The sequence below is a fragment of the Mycolicibacterium madagascariense genome (assembly GCF_010729665.1).
GTDB lineage: Bacteria > Actinomycetota > Actinomycetes > Mycobacteriales > Mycobacteriaceae > Mycobacterium > Mycobacterium madagascariense.
The window spans coordinates 4,664,006-4,687,730 of the sequence record NZ_AP022610.1 but is presented as its reverse complement, the minus strand read 5'-3'; the positions used below and the strand labels follow the sequence as shown (position 1 = coordinate 4,687,730).

Annotated in this window: 24 protein-coding genes and 1 pseudogene; 12 read left to right on the top strand and 13 right to left on the bottom strand. The window is 68.9% G+C overall.

What is annotated here, in order from left to right:
* Position 1 precedes the first annotated feature (1 nt).
* Together G6N60_RS22105 and G6N60_RS22100 are read right to left on the bottom strand one after the other, a co-directional pair.
* Complete coding sequence (locus tag G6N60_RS22105) at positions 2-679, bottom strand: response regulator transcription factor (protein WP_163741286.1); 678 nt, start codon at positions 677-679, stop codon at positions 2-4.
* A gap of 95 nt (positions 680-774) precedes the next feature.
* Positions 775-1,056, bottom strand: a complete 282-nt coding sequence (locus G6N60_RS22100) for a hypothetical protein (protein ID WP_163741284.1) — start codon at positions 1,054-1,056, stop codon at positions 775-777.
* Between the two features lie 268 nt (positions 1,057-1,324).
* Between G6N60_RS22100 and G6N60_RS22095 the strand changes: the two genes are divergently transcribed.
* Positions 1,325-2,071, top strand: a complete 747-nt coding sequence (locus G6N60_RS22095; protein WP_246240925.1) for a response regulator transcription factor — start codon at positions 1,325-1,327, stop codon at positions 2,069-2,071.
* A gap of 8 nt (positions 2,072-2,079) precedes the next feature.
* On the opposite strand, the gene G6N60_RS22090 is transcribed toward G6N60_RS22095, so the two are convergent.
* From G6N60_RS22090 to G6N60_RS22080, 3 genes are all read right to left on the bottom strand, one after another.
* A complete protein-coding gene (locus G6N60_RS22090) occupies positions 2,080-2,499 on the bottom strand; it encodes a hypothetical protein (protein ID WP_163741278.1) in 420 nt (139 codons plus the stop codon).
* Between the two features lie 186 nt (positions 2,500-2,685).
* Positions 2,686-3,552: a formylglycine-generating enzyme family protein gene (locus G6N60_RS22085; RefSeq protein WP_163744361.1), complete on the bottom strand. Its 867-nt coding sequence runs from the start codon at positions 3,550-3,552 to the stop codon at positions 2,686-2,688.
* Positions 3,553-3,706: 154 nt separating this feature from the next.
* Entirely contained in the window at positions 3,707-4,387 is a 681-nt protein-coding gene (locus G6N60_RS22080) for a hypothetical protein (RefSeq protein ID WP_246240923.1), read from the bottom strand.
* A gap of 89 nt (positions 4,388-4,476) precedes the next feature.
* Between G6N60_RS22080 and G6N60_RS22075 the strand changes: the two are divergent.
* The 8 genes and pseudogenes from G6N60_RS22075 to G6N60_RS22040 all read left to right on the top strand — a co-directional run.
* Positions 4,477-5,802, top strand: a pseudogene (locus G6N60_RS22075) (arylsulfatase); the annotation flags it as partial.
* Between the two features lie 202 nt (positions 5,803-6,004).
* Complete coding sequence (locus G6N60_RS28680; RefSeq protein ID WP_246240920.1) at positions 6,005-6,160, top strand: hypothetical protein; 156 nt, start codon at positions 6,005-6,007, stop codon at positions 6,158-6,160.
* The gene (gene kdpF / locus G6N60_RS28675) at positions 6,157-6,246 is read left to right on the top strand and encodes a K(+)-transporting ATPase subunit F (protein ID WP_163741276.1); all 90 of its coding nucleotides are present in this window, start codon (positions 6,157-6,159) and stop codon (positions 6,244-6,246) included. Before G6N60_RS28680 ends, kdpF begins: the two co-directional genes overlap by 4 nt.
* Positions 6,246-7,916 carry a potassium-transporting ATPase subunit KdpA gene (gene kdpA / locus G6N60_RS22060; RefSeq protein ID WP_163741274.1) on the top strand — a complete coding sequence of 557 codons (1,671 nt, stop codon included), beginning with the start codon at positions 6,246-6,248 and terminating at the stop codon, positions 7,914-7,916. Before kdpF ends, kdpA begins: the two co-directional genes overlap by 1 nt.
* Before the next feature lies 1 nt (position 7,917).
* A complete protein-coding gene (gene kdpB / locus G6N60_RS22055) occupies positions 7,918-10,071 on the top strand; it encodes a potassium-transporting ATPase subunit KdpB (RefSeq protein WP_163741271.1) in 2,154 nt (717 codons plus the stop codon).
* Between the two features lie 2 nt (positions 10,072-10,073).
* A complete protein-coding gene (locus tag G6N60_RS22050) occupies positions 10,074-10,982 on the top strand; it encodes a potassium-transporting ATPase subunit C (RefSeq protein WP_163741269.1) in 909 nt (302 codons plus the stop codon).
* A gap of 8 nt (positions 10,983-10,990) precedes the next feature.
* Complete coding sequence (locus tag G6N60_RS22045) at positions 10,991-13,516, top strand: DUF4118 domain-containing protein (RefSeq protein ID WP_163741267.1); 2,526 nt, start codon at positions 10,991-10,993, stop codon at positions 13,514-13,516.
* Positions 13,513-14,232 carry a response regulator gene (locus tag G6N60_RS22040; RefSeq protein WP_163741265.1) on the top strand — a complete coding sequence of 240 codons (720 nt, stop codon included), beginning with the start codon at positions 13,513-13,515 and terminating at the stop codon, positions 14,230-14,232. The genes G6N60_RS22045 and G6N60_RS22040 overlap by 4 nt, the downstream gene beginning before the upstream one ends.
* A 135-nt stretch (positions 14,233-14,367) precedes the next feature.
* Here G6N60_RS22040 and G6N60_RS22035 read toward each other — a convergent pair whose 3' ends face one another.
* Positions 14,368-14,961, bottom strand: a complete 594-nt coding sequence (locus G6N60_RS22035) for a DUF6611 family protein (RefSeq protein ID WP_163741263.1) — start codon at positions 14,959-14,961, stop codon at positions 14,368-14,370.
* Between the two features lie 84 nt (positions 14,962-15,045).
* Positions 15,046-15,807: a type III PLP-dependent enzyme domain-containing protein gene (locus tag G6N60_RS22030; RefSeq protein ID WP_163741261.1), complete on the bottom strand. Its 762-nt coding sequence runs from the start codon at positions 15,805-15,807 to the stop codon at positions 15,046-15,048.
* 265 nt (positions 15,808-16,072) lie between these two features.
* Between G6N60_RS22030 and G6N60_RS22025 the strand changes: the two genes are divergently transcribed.
* Positions 16,073-16,771: a type III PLP-dependent enzyme domain-containing protein gene (locus G6N60_RS22025; protein WP_163741259.1), complete on the top strand. Its 699-nt coding sequence runs from the start codon at positions 16,073-16,075 to the stop codon at positions 16,769-16,771.
* 7 nt (positions 16,772-16,778) lie between these two features.
* On the opposite strand, the gene nhaA is transcribed toward G6N60_RS22025, so the two are convergent.
* From nhaA to G6N60_RS22005, 4 genes are all read right to left on the bottom strand, one after another.
* Positions 16,779-18,104 carry a Na+/H+ antiporter NhaA gene (nhaA, locus tag G6N60_RS22020; protein ID WP_246240918.1) on the bottom strand — a complete coding sequence of 442 codons (1,326 nt, stop codon included), beginning with the start codon at positions 18,102-18,104 and terminating at the stop codon, positions 16,779-16,781.
* A gap of 130 nt (positions 18,105-18,234) precedes the next feature.
* Positions 18,235-18,765 (bottom strand): DUF302 domain-containing protein, encoded by a 531-nt coding sequence (locus tag G6N60_RS22015; protein ID WP_163741256.1) that lies wholly within the window; start codon positions 18,763-18,765, stop codon positions 18,235-18,237.
* 113 nt (positions 18,766-18,878) lie between these two features.
* Positions 18,879-19,850, bottom strand: a complete 972-nt coding sequence (locus G6N60_RS22010; protein WP_163741253.1) for a zinc-binding alcohol dehydrogenase family protein — start codon at positions 19,848-19,850, stop codon at positions 18,879-18,881.
* A 78-nt stretch (positions 19,851-19,928) separates the two neighbouring features.
* The gene (locus G6N60_RS22005) at positions 19,929-20,528 is read right to left on the bottom strand and encodes a TetR/AcrR family transcriptional regulator (protein WP_163741251.1); all 600 of its coding nucleotides are present in this window, start codon (positions 20,526-20,528) and stop codon (positions 19,929-19,931) included.
* Positions 20,529-20,636: 108 nt separating this feature from the next.
* On the opposite strand from G6N60_RS22005, the gene G6N60_RS22000 reads away from it, so the two are divergent.
* Positions 20,637-21,497, top strand: a complete 861-nt coding sequence (locus G6N60_RS22000) for an alpha/beta fold hydrolase (protein WP_163741249.1) — start codon at positions 20,637-20,639, stop codon at positions 21,495-21,497.
* Positions 21,498-21,536: 39 nt separating this feature from the next.
* Here the strand turns inward: G6N60_RS22000 and G6N60_RS21995 are convergent, their stop codons facing one another.
* A complete protein-coding gene (locus G6N60_RS21995) occupies positions 21,537-22,676 on the bottom strand; it encodes a GGDEF domain-containing protein (RefSeq protein WP_163741247.1) in 1,140 nt (379 codons plus the stop codon).
* A 180-nt stretch (positions 22,677-22,856) separates the two neighbouring features.
* On the opposite strand from G6N60_RS21995, the gene G6N60_RS21990 reads away from it, so the two are divergent.
* A complete protein-coding gene (locus G6N60_RS21990) occupies positions 22,857-23,330 on the top strand; it encodes an ATP-binding protein (RefSeq protein ID WP_163741245.1) in 474 nt (157 codons plus the stop codon).
* Positions 23,331-23,334: 4 nt separating this feature from the next.
* On the opposite strand, the gene G6N60_RS21985 is transcribed toward G6N60_RS21990, so the two are convergent.
* Entirely contained in the window at positions 23,335-23,625 is a 291-nt protein-coding gene (locus G6N60_RS21985) for a hypothetical protein (protein ID WP_163741242.1), read from the bottom strand.
* Positions 23,626-23,725: the final 100 nt, after the last annotated feature.

Genomic DNA, 23,725 nt, shown 5'->3' with positions numbered 1-23,725 from the left:
GTCAGAATTCTCCGGAGTCCAGCCGGTAGCCCGCCCCCCGAACGGTCTGAATCGTGCTGGTGCCAAAGGGCGTGTCGATCTTGCGGCGTACGTAACCGACGTACACCTCGACCACGTTGTCGGGACCGGCGTAGTGGGCGTCCCACACGTGCTGCAGCATGTCGTTCTTCGTGACGACCGTGTCCTTGTGGCGCATGAGGTATTCCAGGACGCCGTACTCCCGCGGGGTCAGCTCGATCGTCGTGGAATCGCGCGCGACGACCCGACGCGCCGGGTCCAGGGTGAGCGTGCCGGCGGTCAGTACCGCCGGACGTTGGGGAGCGCCGCGCCGAACGAGTGCACGCAAGCGGGCCAATAGCACGATGAAGGCTGCCGGCTTCACGAGATAGTCGTCGGCGCCGAGGTCGAAGGCGTCGGTTTGGTCGTAGTCACCGTCCTTCGCGGTGAGCATCAGTACCGGGGTCCACACTTCCTGCCTGCGCAATCTGCGAAGCACCTCATAGCCGTTGAGGCCGGGCAGCATGATGTCGAGAACGATGACGTCGTAATGGTTTTCGGTGGCCTCCCACAGGCCGTCCACGCCATTGTCGGCGTGCACCACGACGAATCCCTCGGCGCGCAGCCCCATGGTGAGGGTTGCCGCGAACCGCGCCTCGTCCTCGACGATCAAGACCTTCACGACTGTCATCCTTCCCGCATCGGGCGGTGTTCGTCGACGGCGGGACGGCCGCGGCGGCCGCATCGACGCGTGATGCGCCCACCGCAGCCGGCGAACTATCGAGCGGGTGGCGCCGACGGAGCCGCGGGCGGGGCGGGGTCCTGCGTGTCACCCGGTTCCGGGAGATCGGGCCGGCCGGGCACGTCGGGTGCGTCGGCGGCATCGGGAGTGTCGCCCGGTTCCGGGAGATCGGGGAGTCCCGGTACGTCGGGACCGTTCGTCTCGATGGGGCCACGGGGTAGGGGCCCTTGAGTGGAGCTGGCGGCGGCGACGGCGCCCGCGCCGCCGATCAGCACGATCGCTACGGCCGCTGCTGCCGCGACGTGTCGACGTTCCATGGTGGATCTCCTTCCAGGTCACCGCGGGGTGCGGCGCCGTTGGAGGCCAATGTGGCAACGGGCCATTGTGAGGATGCTGAGACCGGTCGACGGCGCGTCCGATCGAGGGACCGGTCTTCTCTCTCAGCGCGGTCAAAGGTGCAGCCGCCGATGATGGCCCGCGTCGTCAGCAGCAGCGAGTCGGGATGCGAGGTGACCAATGTCGACGGATACGCCGTCCGACGACCACGGTGGGACGGGGTCGCGGCCCGGGCGCGGTGGCATTCGGGTGCTGGTCGTCAGTGGCGACGCGGTGATGACCCGCTCGTTGAGCGTCGCCCTCGCATTCGAGGGTTACGAGGTCTGCCATGCCGCCGACGGGTCGGAGGCCCTGCCATGGCTGCTGCACTCTCGAGGCGATGCGATTCTGTTCGACACCGATGCCCCGGAAACCGACGGGGTGGCGCTGATGGGCGATCTGCGATCCCGGGGCATCACGGCCCCGGTCTTGCTCGTGACCGAGTGTGCTGCCCTGCGGGACATCGTCTCTGGGCTGGCTGCCGGCGCCGACGACTACATCGTCAAGCCGTTCGACGTGGAGGAGGTGCTGGCTCGCCTGTGGGCCATTCTCCGCAGGAGCCGCCGGGCCACTGGCGAGAGCGGTGAGCGCCAGACCGGGAGGCTGGAATTCCATGGCCTCGTGGTGGATGAGTCGACACGTGAAGTGTGGGCGGCTGACGAGCCAGTCTCGTTGTCGCCCAAGGAGTTCGACTTACTGCGGTACTTCGTGGCGAACGCCGGGATCGTTTTGACCAAGCGTCAGATCCTGGACCGCGTCTGGTCGGACCGGACGGCGGTCAGCGGCAACGCGGTCGAATCGTGCGTCTCTGCGCTGCGTCGCAAGCTGGATTGCCGGGGGCCTTGCGAACTGCGCACGCTGCGTGGTGTGGGTTACGTCCTGCGCGCAGCCGCGCCGTCACGCCCGACGCGGCGTGCTGCGACCGGGGTGACGGTGCAGACGCCGCGTGCGGGGTGAGTCAGGCGTCAGAGGTGATGAACGATCTTGTGAACGTTCTTCAGCGTGCCCTTGGTGATCTTCTGGACGTTCTTCAGCGTGCCCTTGGTGATCTTCTGGACGTTCTTGGCCGTGCCGCCGGTGATGGACTCGACGTTCTGCGCCGTGCCGCCGGTGATCGACTCGACGTTCTGCGCGCCACCGCCGACGATGCTCTGAACGTTGTTTGCGGTTCCACCGGCCGCGCTTTGCAGGTTGTTGCCGATTCCGCCGAGGATGCTCTGCAGGTTGTCGCCGACGTTTGCTGAGGCAACCCCCGCCGGAACCGCGAAGATCAATCCTCCAGCAACCAATCCTGCGCCGACGATCCGACGTACTCCGCCGGTGGTCGCTGCCCGATGTTGAGCCATGATGTACCCCTTTACGTGGATCAGGTCGAACCGCCTCATGCAGTTCTTACGTGCCCCAGGTTATTCCCACACCGGGGTGGGGCAAACACGTGGCCTCTGTGAGGTTCCTGCGCATCCGATGAAGGTCCAGCAAACGCTTGAGCGGGGAACGCACGGTAAGCCGACCTTTGCCTGAGGGGTCGCAGATGGTTGCTAGCAGTTAACTCGCTCAGGTGGGCCAAACCGTCAGCGCACGACGCAGCGAAAGCCGATGTGGCTCATCCCGGTGTCGACCATCTGGGGACGTCGGGCCGCGGGTCGATAGCGCAGACAGTAACTGTCGGCGCACAGGAAGCTGCCGCCCTTGACGACCCGTCGCGGGATCGCGAACTGGGGCTGTTGGGGGTCATGGGACTGCGCGGCGCAGCAGGCGCCGTGGACACGGTCGGGGCCGTACCAGTCACTGGTCCACTCCCAGACGTTTCCGGCCATGTCGTGGAGCCCGTAGTCGTTGGGAGGAAAGCTCCCGACGGCGGTGGTGCGGCCGTATCCGGTGTCTGGCAGATGGGGGAATTCGCCGTGCCAGTAGTTGGCCAGCCGCGTGCCCGGCGGTTCGGGTTGGTCACCCCAGGTGTAGGTCGCCGCCCGCAGACCGCCGCGGGCGGCGACCTCCCACTCTGCCTCCGTCGGCAGGGCGCGGCCCGCCCAGGTGGCGTAGGCGTCGGCGTCGGCTTGGGCGACGTGGACGACGGGGTGGTCCTCGCGACCGGTGAACGACGAGCGGGGGCCGCGGGGATGGCGCCACGACGCGCCGGGCATCCACCTCCACCAGAGGCTCATGTGCCGCAGGTCCACCGGCCCGGCCGGACGGGTGAACACCATGGATCCCGGTTGCAGATTCTCCGGAGGAGCCCCGGGATAGTCGGCCGGGTCGACCGCGCGCTCGGCGACCGTGACGTATCCCGTCGCGTCGACGAACTCGGCGTACTGCGCGTTCGTGACCTGGTGACGGTCGATCCAGAACCCGGCGACGGTCACCTCGTGGGCCGGGGCCTCCTCGGGATAGTGGTCGTCGGAGCCGACGATCGTCGTCTGGGGCGGCACCCACGCCATCGCGTCCGTCGGGCCGTCACCGGTGGCCGCGGTCTCGCGCCGTGGCCGAGATTGCCGATCCGCCAACGACCCGCCCCCCGTTCGCGCGATGCGCCCGTCCCCGGGCGCCATGGGACACGACGGTACGCCGCGGCCCCGACGGGCGGCGTCGTGTTCAGCGGTGGTCGTCGAGAGCTCCGGAGCGCACCAGGATCAGCACGCTGACGACGAGGACCCAGGCCGGGAATGCGAGCGTCAACCACATCGAGACCTCGCCGGCGACCAGCAGGCCGATCGCGACCGCGTAGCTCGTGCCGACCAGCCACCGGGGCATCAGACCCGTCCTGAGCCAGATCGTCGCCAACGACACCATGAACACGGCCGCCATCCGGACGGCGTAGGTCTTGCAGGTCGACGCCACCATGGCGGTGCCGAAACTGCTGACGGCCGCGCGCGCCGCCGCGTCGGACGCGCCACCGGGCATGGCGAGCAGGCCGGCGGCGATGGCGGTGGAGCAGAACGTCATTGCCAGGAAGAGCAGGCCGCTGCCGACCAGGACCGAGGAGAAGAACCGATCCTCGTACTGGCCCAGGTTGTCGCGCACCACGCCGATGAACCACAGGAAGGTGATGCCGGCGAAGGGCATCAGCTTGGCCGCGATCGAGATGCTGCCCGCCCGCGTCGTCGCCCAGGTCGTCGAATCACCCACGCCCTCAGGCATCTTGAGGCGAATGAGGATGATCGTCGCACCGAAGAGGACCGCGAAGAGAACCCCTGCGACGGCCGCGGCGCGGGGAGTCGTCAGCTGGCGCAGGCCCGGTGCGGAAGCGTGCGCGGCAGTCCTGGGGGTGGCCACGCCGCCATCGTCGCAGAGCGCACCGCGAACCGGTCGGTTCTCGACAAAGTCGAGCGTCGTGACGGCGTTGATCTTGGTTTCGCCGAAAGGGTCGGGCCGCCTTCATCACCGGCCAGAACCCCTACCGCACCGGTTTGACCAAGGTCGGCCTGCCCGGTGCGACGCTGGGTCTGCAGCCCGAGGACCCCACGATCGCCACCGCTCTGAAGACCCGGGGGTACGCCACCGGCCAATTCGGCAAGAACCACCTCGGCGACCGCGACGAGCACCTGCCGACCATGCACGGCTTCGACGAGTTCTTCGGCAACCTCTACCACCTCAACGCCCAGGAGGAACCGGAGAACGCCGACTACCCGAAGGATCCCGAGTTCCTGGAGAAGTTCGGGCCGCGCGGCGTGCTGCACACCTGGGCCAACGGCGACGGCACTCAGCGCATCGAGGACACCGGGCCGCTGACGAAGAAGCGGATGGAGACCTGTGACGAGGAATTCCGCGATGCCGCAATCGATTTCATCAGGCGTCAGCACGACGCAGAGGTGCCGTTCTTCGTCTGGTTCAACTCCACCCACATGCACTTCCGCACCCACCCCAAGCCGGAGAGCGTCGGCCGTTCGGGACGCTGGCAGTCCGAATACCACGACACGATGCTCGACCACGACGACATCGTCGGCGACCTGCTGAACACCCTCGACGAACTCGGCATCGCCGAGGACACCATCGTCATGTACTCCACCGACAACGGTCCCCACATGAACTCCTGGCCGGATGCCGGCATGACGCCCTTCCGCAACGAGAAGAACTCCAATTGGGAAGGGGCGTACCGGGTTCCGGCGCTGGTGCGCTGGCCGGGGCGCATCCCGGCCGGCACCGTGCTCAACGGCATCGTCAGCCACAGCGACTGGTTCGTCACCCTGCTGGCGGCCGCAGGCGAACCCGACATCGCCGGAAAGCTACTCGCCGGAACCGACCTCGGCGGCACGACCTACCGCGTGCACCTCGACGGACACGACCAGCTGCCCTACCTCACCGGCGAGACCGATGCGAGCCCGCGCCAGCACTTCTTCTACGTCTCCGACGACGGGGATCTGACCGGGCTGAGGTACGACAACTGGAAGATCGTCTTCATGGAGCAGCGCAGGGCGGGCACGCTGGCGATCTGGCTCGAACCGTACGTCGAACTCCGCGCCCCCAAGCTGTTCAACCTGCGCACCGACCCCTACGAGCGTGCCGACATCACCTCCAACACCTACTTCGACTGGATGATGGACCGCATCTGGGTGTTCACGCCCGCGCAGGCATTCGTCGCCAACGCCCTGCAGTCGTTCGTCGACTTCCCGCAGCGGCAGAGGTCGGCCAGCTTCAGCATGGACCAGGTGTTGGCGAAACTTCGGGAAGCTCCGTCCCGCAGCAGCTGAAAGCGTTGTGCCACAGGCGATTCGAATAGTCTTGCCCACCGCCCGCGACCGTCCTCCTCGGCCGCGTCGGCGGCGTTCCTGGCGCCGTCGCGGGCCCGATGGACCCCGCGGCGCATGGATTCCGTCAAGGTCGACCGCGGAGTCGTAAAGGAACCGTAAAGGACCGCCGGTGGGGCCGAAACCCGGGTCTAGCTTTCTCTGAGTGACCCGCCGCGAGTGCCGCGACGGGATCTGCGAGTCCGGGCGCCCGCCCGCTCGCGTGAACGGAGTGGACATGTCGGTGTTGCTATACGTCGTGCTGACGGTGGCGATCTTCGCGCTGCTCGGCCTGGTGCAGAAGTTGGTCGAGGGACTGTGAGCATTCAAAACGTGGTCGGCCTTGTGCTGGCCGCCGGACTCGCGGTGTTCATGGTGGCGGCCCTGCTCTTCCCGGAGAGGTTCTAGTGAGTTCCACGACCGCGGGGCTGTCGTTCCTCGCTCTCCTGATCGTCGCGCTGGCGGCGGTCCACGTGCCGCTCGGCGACTACATGTTCCGGGTCTACGACTCCGAGAAGGACTCGCGCGTCGAGCGCATCATCTACCGGCTCATCGGCGCCGACCCCAGGGCCGAGCAGAGCTGGGGCGCCTATGCCCGCAGCGTGCTGGCGTTCTCGGCGATCAGCATCCTGGCGCTGTTCGTGTTCCAGCTGGTGCAGGGCAAGCTGCCGCTGCACCTGCATGACCCCGCCACTCCGATGACGCCGTCGCTGGCGTGGAACACCGCCGTCAGCTTCGTCACCAACACCAACTGGCAGGCTTACTCCGGTGAGTCCACCCAGGGCCATCTGGTGCAGATGGCCGGACTGGCGGTGCAGAACTTCGCCTCCGCGGCCGTCGGCATGGCCGTGGCCGTGGCCCTCGTCCGCGGCTTCGCCCGCCGGCGGACCACCGAGCTCGGCAACTTCTGGGTCGACCTCGTCCGCGGCACGATCCGGATCCTGCTGCCGTTCGCGTTCATCGCGGCGCTCATCCTCGTCGCGGGCGGGGTGATCCAGAACTTCCACCTGCACGACCAGATCGTCACCACGCTGAACGGGACGCAGCAGACCATCACCGGCGGCCCGGTGGCCAGTCAGGAGGCCATCAAGGAGCTCGGCACCAACGGCGGTGGCTTCTACAACGCCAACTCCGCGCACCCCTTCGAGAACCCCACCTCGTGGAGCAACTGGATCGAGATCTTCCTGCTGCTGGTGATCAGCTTCTCGCTGCCGCGCACGTTCGGCCGCATGGTCGACAGCCGCAAGCAGGGGTACGCGATCGTCGCCGTCATGGGTGTGATTGCCACGCTGAGCGTTTCGTGCATGCTGCTCTTTCAGCTGCAGGCGCACGGCACGGTGCCGACGGCGATCGGCTCCGCCATGGAGGGCGTCGAACAACGCTTCGGCGTCGCGGACTCCGCCGTCTTCGCCGACGCGACGACGCTGACGTCCACCGGCGCGGTCGACTCCTTCCACGACTCCTACACCAGCCTTGGCGGCCTCATGACGCTGTTCAACATGCAGCTCGGCGAAGTGGCGCCCGGCGGAACGGGTTCGGGGCTCTACGGCATGCTGATCTTGGCCATCATCACCGTCTTCGTCGCCGGCCTGATGGTGGGTCGCACCCCGGAGTACCTCGGCAAGAAGATCACCCCGCGTGAGATCAAGCTCGCCGCAGCCTATTTCCTCGTCACGCCGCTGATCGTGCTGACCGGCACGGCGGTCGCGATGGCGCTGCCCGACCAGCGCGCCGGGATGCTCAACACCGGTCCGCACGGACTCTCGGAAGTGTTGTACGCGTTCACCTCTGCGGCCAACAACAACGGCTCGGCCTTCGCGGGCATCTCCGTCAACACGACGTGGTACAACACCGCACTCGGGTTGGCGATGGCGTTCGGGCGGTTCCTCCCGATCATCCTGGTGCTCGCACTGGCCGGTTCACTGGCCAGACAGGGCAGCACGCCGGAGTCCATCGGGACGCTCCCCACCCATCGGCCGCAGTTCGTCGGCATGGTCGTCGGGGTGACCGTCATCCTCGTTGCGCTCACGTTCCTGCCCGCCCTCGCACTGGGGCCCCTCGCCGAAGGAATTCACTGACATGTCCACTCCCACCATTCATTCCGCTCCCACCGGGCACCCCGCCCCGAACCCCGGCAGGTCGTCGGTCAAGGGCGGCCTGCTGGACCCCAAGATGCTGTGGCGTTCGGTGCCGGACGCCGTACGCAAGCTGGATCCGCGCACCCTGTGGCGCAACCCGGTGATGTTCGTCGTCGAGGTCGGCGCCGTCTGGTCGACCGTCCTCGCCGTGGTCGAACCCAGCTGGTTCGGCTGGCTGACGGTGATCTGGCTCTGGCTCACCGTGGTGTTCGCGAACCTCGCCGAGGCCGTCGCCGAGGGCCGCGGCAAGGCTCAGGCCGACACGTTGCGCAAGGCCAAGACGGACATGGTCGCCCGCCGCCTGAACGGGTGGTCCGCCGGCGCCGGCGGCACGGAGGAGCAGGTGCCCGCGCCACGGCTGCAGCAGGGCGACTTCGTCGTGGTCGAAGCCGGGCAGACCATCCCCGGTGACGGTGACGTCGTGGAAGGCATTGCCTCGGTGGACGAGTCGGCCATCACCGGTGAATCGGCACCCGTCATCCGCGAGTCCGGCGGAGACCGCTCGGCCGTCACCGGCGGCACGACGGTGCTGTCGGACCGGATCGTCGTGAAGATCACCCAGAAGCCCGGCGAGAGCTTCATCGACCGGATGATCGCCCTCGTCGAGGGCGCCAACCGGCAGAAGACGCCCAACGAGATCGCGCTCAACATCCTGCTCGCCGCGCTGACGATCATCTTCGTCTTCGCCGTCGCGACCCTGCAGCCGTTGGCGATCTTCTCCAAGGCCAACAACCCGGGTGTCCCGGACTCGTTGGCGCTCACCGGCGATGGCGTGACCGGAATCGTGATGGTGGCCCTGCTGGTGTGCCTCATCCCGACCACCATCGGCGCGTTGCTCAGCGCCATCGGCATCGCCGGCATGGACCGCCTGGTGCAGCGCAACGTGCTCGCCATGTCGGGCCGCGCGGTGGAAGCCGCCGGTGACGTCAACGTGCTGCTGCTGGACAAGACCGGCACCATCACGCTCGGCAACCGGCAGGCGTCGGACTTCGTGCCGCTACCGGGCGTCACCCCCGAACGACTCGCCGATGCCGCGCAGCTGTCCAGCCTGGCCGACGAGACGCCCGAGGGCCGGTCGATCGTCGTCTACGCCAAGCAGGAGTACGGCCTGCGGGCCCGCACCCCCGGCGAGCTGGCCGGCGCCGAATGGGTCGAGTTCACCGCGATGACGCGGATGTCCGGTGTCGACCTGGAGGACGGCCACCTATTGCGCAAGGGCGCAACGGCTTCCGTCGCGGAGTGGATCCGCGCCCGCGGCGGGGACGTACCCGGCGCGCTGGCCGACGTCGTCGACGAGATCTCGGCCGCCGGCGGCACACCGCTGGCGGTCGGCGAGGTGCGCAACGGCACGGCGTCGGTGCTCGGCGTCATCCACCTCAAGGACGTCGTCAAGCAGGGCATGCGGGAACGGTTCGACGAGATGCGCAAGATGGGCATCCGCACCGTGATGATCACCGGCGACAACCCGTTGACCGCCAAGGCCATCGCCGACGAGGCCGGGGTCGACGACTTCCTCGCCGAGGCCACACCGGAGGACAAGCTGGCCCTGATCAAGCGGGAACAGGAGGGCGGCAAGCTCGTCGCGATGACCGGTGACGGTACCAACGACGCGCCCGCCCTGGCCCAGGCGGACGTCGGCGTCGCGATGAACACCGGCACGTCGGCGGCCAAGGAGGCCGGCAACATGGTCGACCTCGACTCCGATCCGACGAAGCTGATCGAGATCGTCGAGATCGGCAAGCAGCTGTTGATCACCCGCGGAGCCCTGACCACGTTCTCCATCGCCAACGACATCGCGAAGTACTTCGCGATCATCCCGGCGCTGTTCGTGTCGCTGTTCCCCGGGCTCGACCTGCTCAACGTCATGCGGCTGCACAGCCCGCAGTCGGCCATCCTGTCGGCGGTGATCTTCAACGCCGTCGTCATCGTGGCGCTGATCCCGTTGTCGCTCAAGGGTGTTCGATACACGCCGGCCAGCGCCTCGAAGCTGTTGAGCCGCAACCTCCTGGTCTACGGCCTCGGGGGCATCATCGCCCCGTTCGTCGGCATCAAGCTGATCGACCTCGTCATCCAACTCCTCCCAGGGATGTCCTAAACATGAACGTGCAGAGCCTCATTCGTCAACACCTCGCCGCCGTCCGGGCGCTGCTGGTGCTCACCGCCATCACCGGCATCGCGTATCCGTTGGTCGTCTGGCTGGTCGCCATGCTGCCCGGCCTGCACGACAAGGCCCAGGGGTCCATCGTCGAGGTGGCAGGCAAGCCCGTCGGCAGCACGCTGATCGGCCAGTCCTTCACCGACGCCAACGGCGATCCCATCGCCAAGTACTTCCAGAGCAGGCCCTCGGCCGCAGGCAACGGGTATGACCCGCTGTCCACCAGCGCGAGCAATCTGGGGCCCGAGAGCATCGTCGACACCCCCGCCGATCCGTCTGCGCCCAAGGACTCCAACGGTTTCAAGGCGAGCCTGCTGACCCAGGTGTGCACGCGGAGCGCGGCGGTCGCGAAGGCGGAGGGGGTGAACGCGAGCCGCCCGTTCTGCACCGGCGACGGAATCGGCGCCGTGCTCTCGGTCATCGGGCCGCGCGACGCGAGGGGCAACGTCGAGGCGCCGACCAGGGTGGTCAGCGTCAACGAGCCGTGCACGACGACCACGACGCCGTTCCTGGCCACCTACGACGGCGTGCGGGTCGAGTGCGCGAAGTTCGGCGAGGACTACACGATCGGACAGATCGTCCCCATCCGCGGCGCCGCCCCGAGCGCCCCGGCGGTACCCGCCGACGCGGTGACGGCCAGCGGCAGCGGACTGGACCCGCACATCTCGCCCGCCTACGCCGACATCCAGGTCGACCGGGTCGCCAAGGCCCGCGGTGTCAGCCCGGATCAGATTCGTGCCCTCCTCGCCGCGAACACCGACGGTCGCGATCTGGGCTTCATGGGTGAGCCACGGGTCAACGTGCTCGCGCTCAACCTGGCGCTGGACCAGAAGTACCCGGCGGCGAGCTGATCCGATCGATGACGGTCTCCCAGTATCAGACCAAGCGCGGCGAGCTGCGCATCTACCTGGGTGCCGCCCCGGGCGTCGGGAAGACGTTCGCGATGCTCGGGGAGGCGCACCGGCGGCTCGACCGCGGCACCGATCTGGTGGCGGCGGTGGTGGAGACCCACGGCCGCAAGAAGACCGCCGCGGAACTGACGGGGATTCCGGTCGTCCCGCCGCACTACGTGCACTACCGCGGGAGCCGGTTCGCCGAACTCGACGTCGAGGCGGTGATCGCACGTCGGCCCGAGGTGGTCCTGGTCGACGAGTTGGCCCACACCAATGCTCCCGGCAGCCGAAACGCCAAGCGGTGGCAGGACGTTCACGAGATCCTGGCCGCGGGCATCACCGTCATCACCACGGTCAACGTCCAGCACCTCGAGAGCCTCAACGACGTGGTCGCCCAGATCACCGGTATCGAACAGCGGGAAACCGTCCCCGACGAGGTGGTCCGCGCCGCCGATCAGATCGAGCTGGTCGACATCTCGCCAGAGGCGTTGCGGCGCAGAATGTCTCACGGCAACGTCTACGCCCCGGAGAAGGTCGACGCGGCACTGTCGAACTACTTCCGCCAAGGCAATCTGACGGCCCTGCGCGAACTGGCACTGCTGTGGCTGGCCGACCAGGTCGACGCGGCGCTCGCCAAGTATCGCGCCGACCACGAGATCAACGACACCTGGGAGGCCCGGGAACGCGTCGTCGTCGCGGTGACCGGTGGCGAGGAGTCCGAGACGCTGGTGCGCCGAGCCTCGCGCATCGCGTCGCGGTCCAGCGCCGAACTCATGGTCGTCCACGTCGTGCGGGGAGACGGCCTGGCCGGCGTGTCCGCCCCGCAGATGGGCAAGGTGCGCGAACTCGCCACCAGCCTCGGGGCCACCGTGCACGCAGTCGTCGGGGACGACGTGTCGGCGTCCCTGCTGGACTTCGCGCGCGAGATCAACGCCACTCAGCTGGTTCTCGGCACGTCGCGGCGCTCGCGCTGGGCGCGCATCTTCGACGAGGGCATCGCCGCGGCCACGGTGCAGCACTCGGGCAAGATCGACGTGCACATGGTGACCCACGAGGAAGCCAGCCGCGGGTTCTCCCTCAATTCGATTGCGCCGCAACAACGACGGCTGATGTCGTGGCTCGCCGCGCTCTTCGTGCCGTCCATCATCTGCGCCGTCACCTACGTCTTCCTCGACACCTACCTGGGCATCGGCGGTGAGAGTGCGCTGTTCTTCGTCGGCGTCCTCGTCGTCGCGCTGCTCGGTGGCGTCGCCCCGGCGATCCTGTCCGCGCTGCTGTCGGGACTGCTGCTCAACTACTTCCTCACCAACCCGCGCTTCAGCTTCACCATCGCCGAACCCGACGCCGCCGTGACCGAGGTCGTCCTGCTGGCCATGGCGATCGCCGTGGCGGTCCTCGTCGACCGCGCCGCCAGTCGCACCCGCGAGGCCCGCCGCGCCTCGCAGGAGGCCGAACTGCTGACCCTGTTCGCCGGAGCGGTGCTGCGCGGCGCGGATCTGGACATGCTCCTGGAGCGGGTCCGCGAGACGTACTCGCAGCGCGCCGTCAGCATCCTGCGCAGCGGTACCGGGATCGTCGCCTGCGTCGGCCAAAGCCCCTGCGTCGACGTCGATTCCGCGGACACGGCCATCGAGGTGGGCGACGACGAGTTCTGGATGCTGATGGCGGGCAGGCGGCTCGCGGCCCGGGATCGTCGGGTGCTCGGCGTCGTCGCCCGGCAGGCCGTCGGACTGATCAAGCAGCGCGACCTCACCGAGGAGGCGGGCCGGGCCCATGCCATCGCACAGGCCGACGAACTGCGTCGCTCCCTGCTCTCGGCGGTCAGCCACGACCTGCGCACCCCGCTGGCCGGGGCGAAGGCCGCGGTGTCCAGCCTGCGCGCCGAGGACGTCGGGTTCTCCGCCGAGGACACCGCCGAACTACTGGCCACCATCGAGGAATCCATCGACCAACTCACGGGATTGGTGGGCAACCTGCTGGACTCCTCGCGGCTGGCCGCCGGCGTCGTCACTCCCGACCTGACCCGGGTCTACCTGGAGGAGACGGTGCAGCGCGCGCTCGTCGGCGTCGGCAGGGGTGTCACCGGTCTGCACGAGTCCGGGCTCGGCCGGATCAAGGTCGAAGTCGGTGACGCCGTCGCGATGGCCGACAGCGGACTGCTCGAACGCGTGCTGGGCAACCTGATCGACAACGCGCTGCGGTATGCGCCGAACAGCGTCATCCGCATCAACGCCGCCCGGGTGGGCGATCGCGTGCTGCTCAACGTCGCCGACGAGGGGCCGGGCATCGCCCGCGGTACCGAAGACCAGGTGTTCGCGCCCTTTCAGCGCCTCGGCGACTACGACAACACCACCGGTGTCGGTCTCGGCCTCTCCGTCGCACGGGGTTTCGTCGAGGCGATGGGCGGCACCGTGCACGTCACCGACACCCCGGGCGGAGGCCTGACCGTCGTCATCGACCTCGCCGCACCGGCGGACGAGATCGACGCATGACGCCGATCGACCCCGCCAGGTCGGCCCCGGCCAAGACGAAGGTGCTCGTCGTCGACGACGATGCGCAGATCCTGCGCGCCCTGCGCATCAACCTGTCGGTCCGCGGTTACGACGTCATCACCGCCGCCGACGGCGCCTCGGCGTTGCGCGCGGCCGTCGACCGGCGCCCCGACGTCGTGATCCTCGATCTCGGACTGCCCGACATGTCCGGGCTGCGGGTGCTCGAGGGCCTGCGCGGCTGGATGACCGTGCCGGTGATCGTGCTGTCCGCGCGCACCGATCCCACCCAGAAGGTCGAGGCACTCGACGCCGGCGCAGACGATTACGTCACCAAGCCCTTCAGCATGGACGAGTTCCTGGCTCGGCTGCGGGCGGCGGTCCGGCGCGGCGCAGCCTCGGCCACCGGCGCCGCGGAACCGGTGGTGCACACCGCCGCGTTCAGCGTGGACCTGGCCAACAAGAGCGTCACCCGGGCCGGCGTCAACGTCCATCTGACGCCCACGGAGTGGGGGATGCTCGAGATGCTGGTGCGCAATCCGGGCAAGCTGGTCGGTCAGGAGGACCTCCTCAAGGAGGTGTGGGGGCCCAGCCACGCCAACCAATCTCATTATCTGCGTGTCTATCTCGCGCAGTTGCGGCGCAAGTTGGAGGACGACCCGTCCCATCCGCAGCACCTCATCACCGAGGCGGGCATGGGGTACCGCTTCCAGCAGTGACTCGGCGACCGCCCGGTCCGCGCTGCGCGGTGCTCGCGTCCGCGCGCAGATTGAGCTGCCGGCACACCAGGAGGACGGTCGTGGGGATGGTCAACATGCCCAGGAGCTGAACGACGTTCGACATGGGTGCGATCCTCATCCGTGAGTGGAGGGGTGCGCCGACTGGCCGAGTGCCAGCAGGTCGTAGGCGAGACCCCAGGCGAGTTCGTGGCACGCCGCGGAGATCTTCTGTTCTTGGAGTAGACGATCGGCGTGGGTGAGTCGTTCGGCCACGTCCGCCATCAACGCGATCCGCTCGGCGGAGCGCGGATCGTGGTGTCGGTCCATCAGCACGACCGACAGGGTCCGCACGCGGGTCGCCACGTCACCGGCCCGCAGGCGCACCAGGATGCCCGAGCTCAGCCACAGCGCCGTCGACGCCATCAGACCCGTCCACGGCCCCAGGGCCGTGCACAGGATCGAGAGGCAGGCGGTGAAGGCCACCGCTCCCCAGGTGGGCCAGCTGCGAGCCAGCCGGATGCGGCGCCGCTCGGACGCGGTCACGCCCGGCGGGAAGACCACCAGCCGGTAGTGCCGGAATCCCTGCCGGCTGGCTCCGACGTCGAGTGACCCCCACGCGTACCGACCGTCGAGCACCCGGTGCCGGGCCCGGCTCGACCACGAGGCCGAGCCGTTCCCCTCGTCGGGGGCGTCGACATGCCCCCCGGCAGAGCGATGTTCATCCGTCACATCTCGAGACTGGCACCGCGCCCACCGGGCGGCCACGTTCTGGACGTCATCCATACGCCCGCATCGCCAATCTTGACGCGACCCTTACGGGACGTGCCAAAGCTCTTCGCCGCGAGCGGAAATCGGCACGGGTCGTCCGTCGCACCAGGGTGTGAGGATCAATGCCGGTCGCGGAAACCGGAAGCGGGCGCAGGCATCGTCGAAGGCATCCTCCAGTGCCGCGTCGAAGTCCCGCAGCTCGCTCGGCTCCGCGGTGTCGGAGAGCAGGCGGCCACCCCCGAGGCTGACACGGGTCGTGATGAGGCGGTGCCTGCGGCGGATCCACGCCATGTGGGCGACCATCTCGGCGACGACGTCGACGTAGTCGGGCACGCCCGCGGCGGGGGCCAACCGGGCGTGCAGTCCGACGAGTTCGAGTCGCGTGCACGCGAGGACCGCATCGACGGCATCGGCCTTGACGTCCAGCATGATTCGTTGCCGACGCATCGCGCAGCTGGCGAGCACCTTGACCTGCTCCGAGCAGGCCAGCACGATCCGGCCCACGCCGGCATCGACACCGCGCCGGATCGGGGCGGCGGTCGTGCCGTCGTCCTGCAGGACGATCCGCGATGCGGGAATGCCGAGTGACGTCGCGACGGCGAGTTGATCGAGCGAGCGCACCTCGACCCCGTGGCCGTGCGTGCGCACCGCGGCCGCCATGCCGGTTCGCGCCAGGACGTCGGCGGGGCACACGATCGCCGCCTCGCGAAATACCCTGCGGTACAGCGCAAGCCGGTCATTCGAATGCCCCGGCACCCCGAGACGTGAGGGGGCGGCGGTGGAATGGGGGAGATCGAACGTCGTCATGGGGCACGCTCCTGGCTTGGCCGCGCCAGCGGCGGCTCTGATTCAAGCTCTACGCCTCGTCGCGTCGTGCCTACGGATTCCTGACGATCTGTTGACGGCGATCGCGACGACTTTGACGCGCCCTTGACGCCGCTCTCCGCGTGACCCGACTCCCGCTCTGCCCCTGCGCCATCGGAGTCAACGTCGCGCAAATTTCGGGGCCTGCCGCGTTAGGACTCCGTATGGATGCGGGGGTGTGCCCCGTCGTCGGAGTAGATCTGACGGCATGACTCTTGCCATGGACATCACCGATGCAGACCCTCGATTGCGCAGTTCCTTCGAACTGGTGCGGCGCGGCATCTCCGGCGCCGCCTGCGGCGTACCGGCCGCCGCGCTGACCGACCGCGCCGTCGCGGCCTGGGTCCGCGCACACGGGGTCACGGTCACCGCTCGTGACGACGACGAGCTCGACCTGGTGCAGCGCCGCGGCATCCGGCCCACGCAGATCGTCTTCCGGTGCTCGCCGCATACCGAGTGCCTGCGCCGCGCCGTCCATCTGGGGGTGTTTCGGTTCGTCGTCGCCACGGCGCCGCAGATCGCGCGCCTCGGCAAACTGGCGCATCGGACGACGTACCTCTACCTCGACGAGAGCTCGCCGCTGGTGTTCGGAGATCGGCGGCTGAAGATCATCGGACTGCACGGCGACGTCGACGCCGCCGCGGGGGCCGTGGAATGGGCGTCGACGGCCGAACGGCTGCTGTGCCGAACGGCGCTGCTGAAGACGTGCGGCTCGCCGATCCACCGGATCATGCTGAGCGGCGGATCGGCCGACCTGTGGCTCGACGACCGCGCCCCTCAGCTGTCGGCCATCGTGGGCGCCGTCGACGACGCCCTGCGCGAGGGCTGTGAACGGTGGCAGCTGCCGCGCCCGGCGGTGACCCTGGCCCCGCTGATCGTCGACGGCCCGGCGCCCGCGCGGATCTGAATCAGGTTCAGTCCCGGTGCGACTCGTACACGTCGGGGATGCCGTCGTGGTCGTCGTCCTGGGACTCCTCGGCGCAGACGGCGCGGTAATGCCGGTTGCGGAGGCTCAATACGACCGACGCGAGGACGGCGGCGGCCACCGAACCGGTGAGGACCCCGATCTTGACGTGATCGTCTCGCCCGGAGTCCATGCCGTAGGCCAGATCGCCGATCAGCAGGGAGACGGTGAACCCGATTCCGGCGAGCAGGGCGATACCGAAGACGTCGATCCAGCGCAGCGCCGCATCGAGGCTCGCGCGCGTGGCCGCCGCGAGCAGTCTGGTGGTCGCGAAGACGCCGACGGGTTTGCCGACGACCAGGGCGCAGACGATGCCCAGCGCGATCGGGTCCCCGAGTGCGGTGGTCAAACCGGCGAAGCCACCGACGCTCACTCCGGCGGCGAAGAAGGCGAACACCGGCACCGCGACACCGGCCGAGAGCGGGCGAGTGCGGTGCTCGAAGTGCTCGGCCAGCCCCGGTCCGGCATCGGGTCCGCCCGCGGCGGCACTGCGCAGCACGGGGACGGTGAATCCGAGGAGCACCCCGGCGACGGTGGCGTGGATGCCCGACTGGTGCACCGCCACCCAGGCCAGGAACGCCAGCGGCAGCAGCAGCCACCACGATCGGATGCGGCGCTGCACGCACAGCGCGAACAGCGACAGCGGAACGACGGCGGCGGCGAGGGCGACGACGTCGATGTGGTCGGTGTAGAACACCGCGATGACCGTGATCGCGAGCAGGTCGTCGACGACCGCGAGGGTCAGCAGGAACGTCCGCAGCGCCGAGGGCAGGTGGGTGGAGATGACCGCGAGGACCGCGACGGCGAAGGCGATGTCGGTGGCCGTCGGGATGGCCCAGCCGCGCACCGCCCCGTCGCCGACGTGGGCGGTGAGGGCGACGAAGATCGCTGCGGGGACGATCATTCCGCCGACCGCGGCGGCGATGGGAAGGGCCGCGCGGGCCGGGTCGCGCAGGTCGCCTGCGACGAACTCCCGTTTCAGTTCCAGGCCCACGATGAAGAAGAAGATCGCCAGCAGCCCGTCGGCGGCCCACGTGCGCAGACTCAGATCGAGGTGCAGACCGAGGGCGTCGGTGCCGACGCGCAGGTCACCGAGCGCGGTGTAGGACGCCGACCAGGGTGAGTTCGCCCAGACCAGGGCGACGACGGTGGCGAGCAGGAGCAGTGCCCCGCCGACGGTCTCCTTGCGCAGGATCGCCGAGATGCGCGAGGTCTCGGCCCAGGACCCACGGGCGAACAGGGCGCGCGGTGAGCGGGGCAGGTCGTCGTCCGGCAAGGCACACCTCAGTCGTTGGCAGTCACATCATCACGGACGCCGACGCCCGTGAGCCGACCAGACTTCCCGGCACACCATTGGGGGTTGAGGTTACCCGGTCCCGGCCGCCCCTCGCGCGACGGCCGCCGCGTCAGTCGCCGTCGGTGGGGAAGTGGGCCTCGATTCCCATCGCGTGGAGCAGGCCGCGCACCTTCCCGTCGAGTTCGCGGCCCACGGCGGTGATCCGTGGATCCTCCAGGCTCCCGAACAGCGTGCTCGGCTGGTCGAGGCTCAGCACGGCGTTGCCGTCGTCGTCGGCGTGCACGAGCATGCGCAGCGGCGCGTAGAGCAGGGCCAGCGGGTCGTGCCGGAACATCCGCTCGGCGATCGTGTGATTGCCGATGAGATAGCCGGTGGCGCGGGTCGCAATCCCGGCCGTCGCCATGAGGGGCGCGGCCTCGAGGCTGGAGAAGATCATCAGGCCGTGGGGGGCGTTGCGAGCGACCGCGGCCAGCACCTCGTCCCACGAACCCCCGCGTGCGGCGATGTCGTCGATGGGCCCCCGCTGGAATCGTGGCGCTGCCGATTCCAGTGCGTCGCAGAAGGTTTCGAACGGCACCGACGTCGCGATGTCCAGACGGGTGGCGACGTGGCTGGTCGTCGTGGTCACGGCTTCGGTCATGGTGGCTCCTCGGGTCGTGGGCGGGGCTGGCCGCCCCTGCTGGATATATCTGACTATACCCAGTTGCCGATGGCCGGGGAGGCGCCGACCGGCGAGTGCGTCAGCCGGCCCGCCTACGCGGTCGTGACGACGAGCTTGCCGTGCGCCGTCCCCGATTCCATGGCCGTGTGCGCCGCGACGATCTCGTCGAAGCGGTAGACGTGATCGATCGGCACCGTGGCGCGGCCGGCCGAGACGTCGTCGAGGAACTCCTGCAGAACCGGTGCGGGTAGATCGGCTGCGTCGCCCGCGTAGGCGGTGAGCCGGACGCCGCGCGGCAGGTATTCGATGGGGTAGAAGTCGCGCACCGTCCACTGGTTGGACAGCATGCCCGTGAAGCAGACGACGCCGTGCACCCGGGTCGCGCGCAGGGTGTCGGGAAGTGTTGGCGTGCCGATCAATTCGAGGGCGGCGTCCACCCCGGCGGGAACGATCTCGCGGACGGCCGACGCGACGTGGCCGTCGTCGACGACCACGTGGTCCACGCCGATCGCGCGGAGCGCCGCGGCCTTCGCAGGGTTGCGCGTGGTGGACAGGACCGTCAGGCCGAGGCGCTTGGCGAGCACGGCGGTGGCCATCCCGACCGACGACGTACCGCCGCGGACGAGGATCGTCTGGCCGGCCCGCGCGTCGAGCCCGACGGTCAGCGACCCGTAGGAGGTCTGCAACATCTCGGGGACCGCACCCAGCGTCGCCCAGTCCAGGGTGCTCTCGAAGGCGATCACCTGACCGGCCGGCACGCAGGTGTACTCGGCGTAGCCGCCGTCGAAGGTCCGTCCCATGCCGCCCATCATGGCCACGACCTGCTGACCGACGGAGAATTCGCCGCCCGGGCACGCGGCCACGGTGCCGGTGGCCTCGATGCCGAGCACCCGCGGGAAGGTCACCCCGTCGGCCAGGCCCAGCCTGGTGTGCAGCTCGGAGCGGTTGAGGCCGAACGCTTCGACCGCGATGAGGACCCAACCCGCGGCGGGTTCCGGCGTCGGCAGTTCCCTGATGGTCAGCGACGACGGCGGTCCTGGGGCGTCGAGCACGATGGCGCGCATGGTGGATGCCTTCCATGGAATGGTGTTCTCGCAGCGAGAGTGTATTCCATGGAATGTTCATGTGGCCAGCCCGGCCGGCTACTTGGCGAGCGCCCCCCGGACGAACGTCGCGAGCGCACGCGCCGCGAGCGTGGGCTTCAACGACCGGTTGGCGGCGCGCTGCAGCGCCAGCCCGTGGGACAGGGCGATCTGCGCGACGCCGAATTCGTAAGGGCTGAGGCTGGATTCGATGCCAAGACGGTCGAAGTGCGTCGCGATGAGCTGGCCGAGGCGACGCCGGTACGCCTCGTAGATCTCGGCGAATTCGTCGGCCTTCGTGCCGCCCCGCATCGTGTAGAGCTGGAACTCGGTCGTCAGGAGGCACCAGCTGTCGTCCTCGCCGAGGATGCGGTACCGCCGTTCGATCGCCGGGGCGAGCTCGGCCGCCGAGGCGATCCTGTCGAGCGCGCGGCCGAGGGTTTCGACCTCGGCGTCGAGATGGCGCGCGATCAGGGCGACGAACAGCTCGTCCTTGGATCGGAAGTTCGAGTAGAAGGCTCCGCGCGAATAGCCCGCCTCCTCGGCGATGACGTCGATGGGTGCGGCTTCGAACCCCAGCCGGCAGAACACCCGGCCGGCAGCCTCGATGAGGCGTTCCCGGGTGACCTCGCGCTGCTCGGTCCTGGTCAACCGTGCCACGGTCACGTCCCTCCGCCGTCATCAATGGTTGACACCGAGGGTGGCATGCCTGCATTGTGATACACAAGTGTATCTGAGTGTTGATGTGTATTCGAAGGGGGACGTCCCGTGAGCCGACGGCGAGCCCAGGACTGGATGGACGAGAACGAGACGCTGATCAGTCGTCGCGGCCACCGCATCGCCTACCGTCGACGCGGTCGGGGGCCCACCGTGCTGATGCTGCACGGCTTCCCCACGTGGTCCTACGACTACGCCGACGTGGCGCACGACCTCGCCCGTGACCACGACGTCGTCACCGTCGACTTCCTCGGCTACGGCGCCTCGGACAAGCCAAACCCGTACGGCTACACCGTGTTCGAGTCGGCGGACGTCGTCGAGGACCTGGCCGCGCACCTCGGGCTCGACTCGGTGACGCTCGTCGTCCACGACTACGGCGGCATCGTCGGCCAGGAGCTGATCGATCGGACGCTGCGAGGCGCTGCCGGGTTCGCCATCGATCGGCTCGTCGCAATGAACTTCGGCATCGTCTACAGCGCCTACCGCCCGACGCGGCTGCAACGGCTGCTGGCCCTGCCCGTGCTCGGAGGGCTGATCTCCAGCCGGGTGACCGCGAGCCGGATGCGCAGCGGTCTGGACGCCGTGCGTGGGTCGGCGCTCACCGACGACGAATTCGACGGTCTATGGCACGGCATCTCGCGCGCCGGCGGTCACCGCCTGGCCCATCTGCAAATCGGGTACAACGCCGAACGGGCCCGGCACCACCGCAGGTGGGAGGCGGCGCTCAGCAGCTGGCCGGGGCCGGTCCAGTTGGTGTGGGGGCTCGACGATCCCGTGTCGGGACGTCACGTCCTGCAGCCGGCGATCAACCTGCTGCCGGATGCCGCGGTGGTGAGACTGCCCGGCGTGGGCCACTTTCCGCAGTCCGAGGCGCCGCAGGCGGTGGCCGCCGCGATCCGCGGGGCGACCTAGTCTCGTCGGCGAGGGGCGTCGCGCGGCACCGGTTTCGCGCTATGCGGTCAGGTCGTCGTTGTCCCAGCCCGCGGAGCCGAGTCCCTCCAGGGAGGCCAGGCGCGGGTTGGCCGTCGACCGCGTGCGCTGTCCGCCGTCGCGGCGCGCGGTGTACACGTTCGAGGCGGCGATCGTGACGAGCTCCTCGACGACGTCGTGCGGCGGGTGGCCGACGAGGTCGGCCAGCGGCGTCGCCACCACGCCGATGCTCGCCGTGAGTCGGTAGGGCGCGGTGCGCACGGTCTGTTGCAGACGCTCGGTCAGGACGCTGGTGTCGGTCGTGGTGAACGAGTCCGCGATCAGGAACTCCGACTCTCCGACGTGGGCCAGCACGGCGTCGCGTCGCAGCGTCTCGGTGAGGCGGTGCCCGATCGCCACCCGGGCCTCGTTGCCGCCGGCCTCACCGCGCAGGCCCGTCAGCAGCGAGAAGCTGTCGAGACTGACGACGACGATCGCGAGGAAGCGGTCGTCGTTCCTGTCGCGCGCGGCGATCATGGTGGCCACCCGGTCGGTGAAGGCGTCGCGCGTCAGCAGCCCGGTGAGCGGTTCGAGCTCGGTGTAGTGGACGTCGGTGTTGACCAGCCGGATCATGGTGCGGCACGCGAACGCCACGAACGCGTTGATGAGCGCGAACATGAGGATGCCCGCGACGGTCACACCCGGCTCGAAGCCGCCGAGACGAATGGCGATCGCGACCAGCGTGACGGCGCCGACGAGCCAGGTCACCGACATCAGCCGACCGTCGTGGAACAGTGCCGTGAACGCCGACAGCACGACGTAGGCGCTGGTGCCGGTGAGGCCGATCGCCGGGTTCGTCTGGACCAGGCAGGCGACGGCGATGCACCCGCTGCCGAGCAGGACGCACAGCTGGGATTGCACGCGGGTGGGCCAGCCGGCGCGCAGCCACAGGAACGCCATGGCGACGCAGCACGCCGAGACCCCCAGCGTGAGACCGCGGCCAAGGGCTCCCCTCGGACCTGCCTCGCTCGTCATCAGCAGCAGCGGCAGGACGCCGAGCCCCAGCATGCTCGCGGCGACCAGCCGGCACGTGCCGCGCTGCAGTCCCCTGGCCGCGAGGTACGACGTGATCCAGTAGTAGTGGTCTTCGAAACGAAGCCGGTGCTTCACCGTGGTCAGCATGTGAGCGCCTCGGGGACGAGTAGGTGTGGCGCCCGTGGTGGGCAGTTCTGCATATGACGCCAGGTTGCCCAAGAAATCTAACCGACCGGGCTGGTCAACCGTTAGTGACGGTCGCTGCACACCCCGTCGGCCGAGGCCGCACGGCTCGTCGACGACCCGGGGTGGTCATTCTCCAGCAAGTTGGGTAATCATCGACTCACCATGGTGCTGAACAGCTTTCCCTCTTCCGGTGACTGGGCGAAGACGGGTCGGGCAGACCCGTCGACGGTCACGTACTTTCGTGAGCTCATGGCCCTGTGGCTCGCCGAAGCGGTGCTCACCGACCCCCAGCAACACGCCGACATCGTGCTTGCCACCGATGAGGCGCTCGCCAACTGCGCCGATCACGCCTACCGCGGTACCGCCCCCGGCACGATGACCCTGGCGGTCAGCCACGACGCCGCCCTGGCGCGCGTCACGGTGTGCGTCTTCGACCACGGCTCGTGGCTCGACCCCGGTCCCGACGATCCACGCCGCGGCCGGGGCATCTCGCTCATGCGCGCGCTGAGCGACCACTGCACGATCGAGGGCGGGCCGCGCGGCACCACGGTGTGCCTGCACTTCGAGCGGTGCCCCGCGACCGCCGATCGCTTCCGGGTGTCGGTGGACGCATAGCGGGCTACGGGGTTTCCAGCGGCACCTTCGTCACGCTGTGGACCAGGCGATCGGAGTCCAGCGCGTCGGCGACGCCCCAGCCTGCGGCGATCTCGACGAGACGCGCGTCCGCACCCTCCCGCGAGGTGTGCACCGAGGTGTAGCCGTCGCCCTCGAACTCGACGGACAGGACGTACACGGGATCCGGGTCGGCGACGGCGGTCGCCAACTCCTGCTCCACGATCTCGCTGATCTGGGCGTCGTCGATGTCCGCGACCGGACCGACGTCGTCGGATGGGGTGGTGTCCGTGGTCATGGCGCCTCCTGCGGTTCACCCTACGACGGGGGTGGCGCCGCGGGCCCGACGCGCGGGCGGGCGTTCGATTGCGCAAATCTTTTGGCGGCCTCGCCGGGGC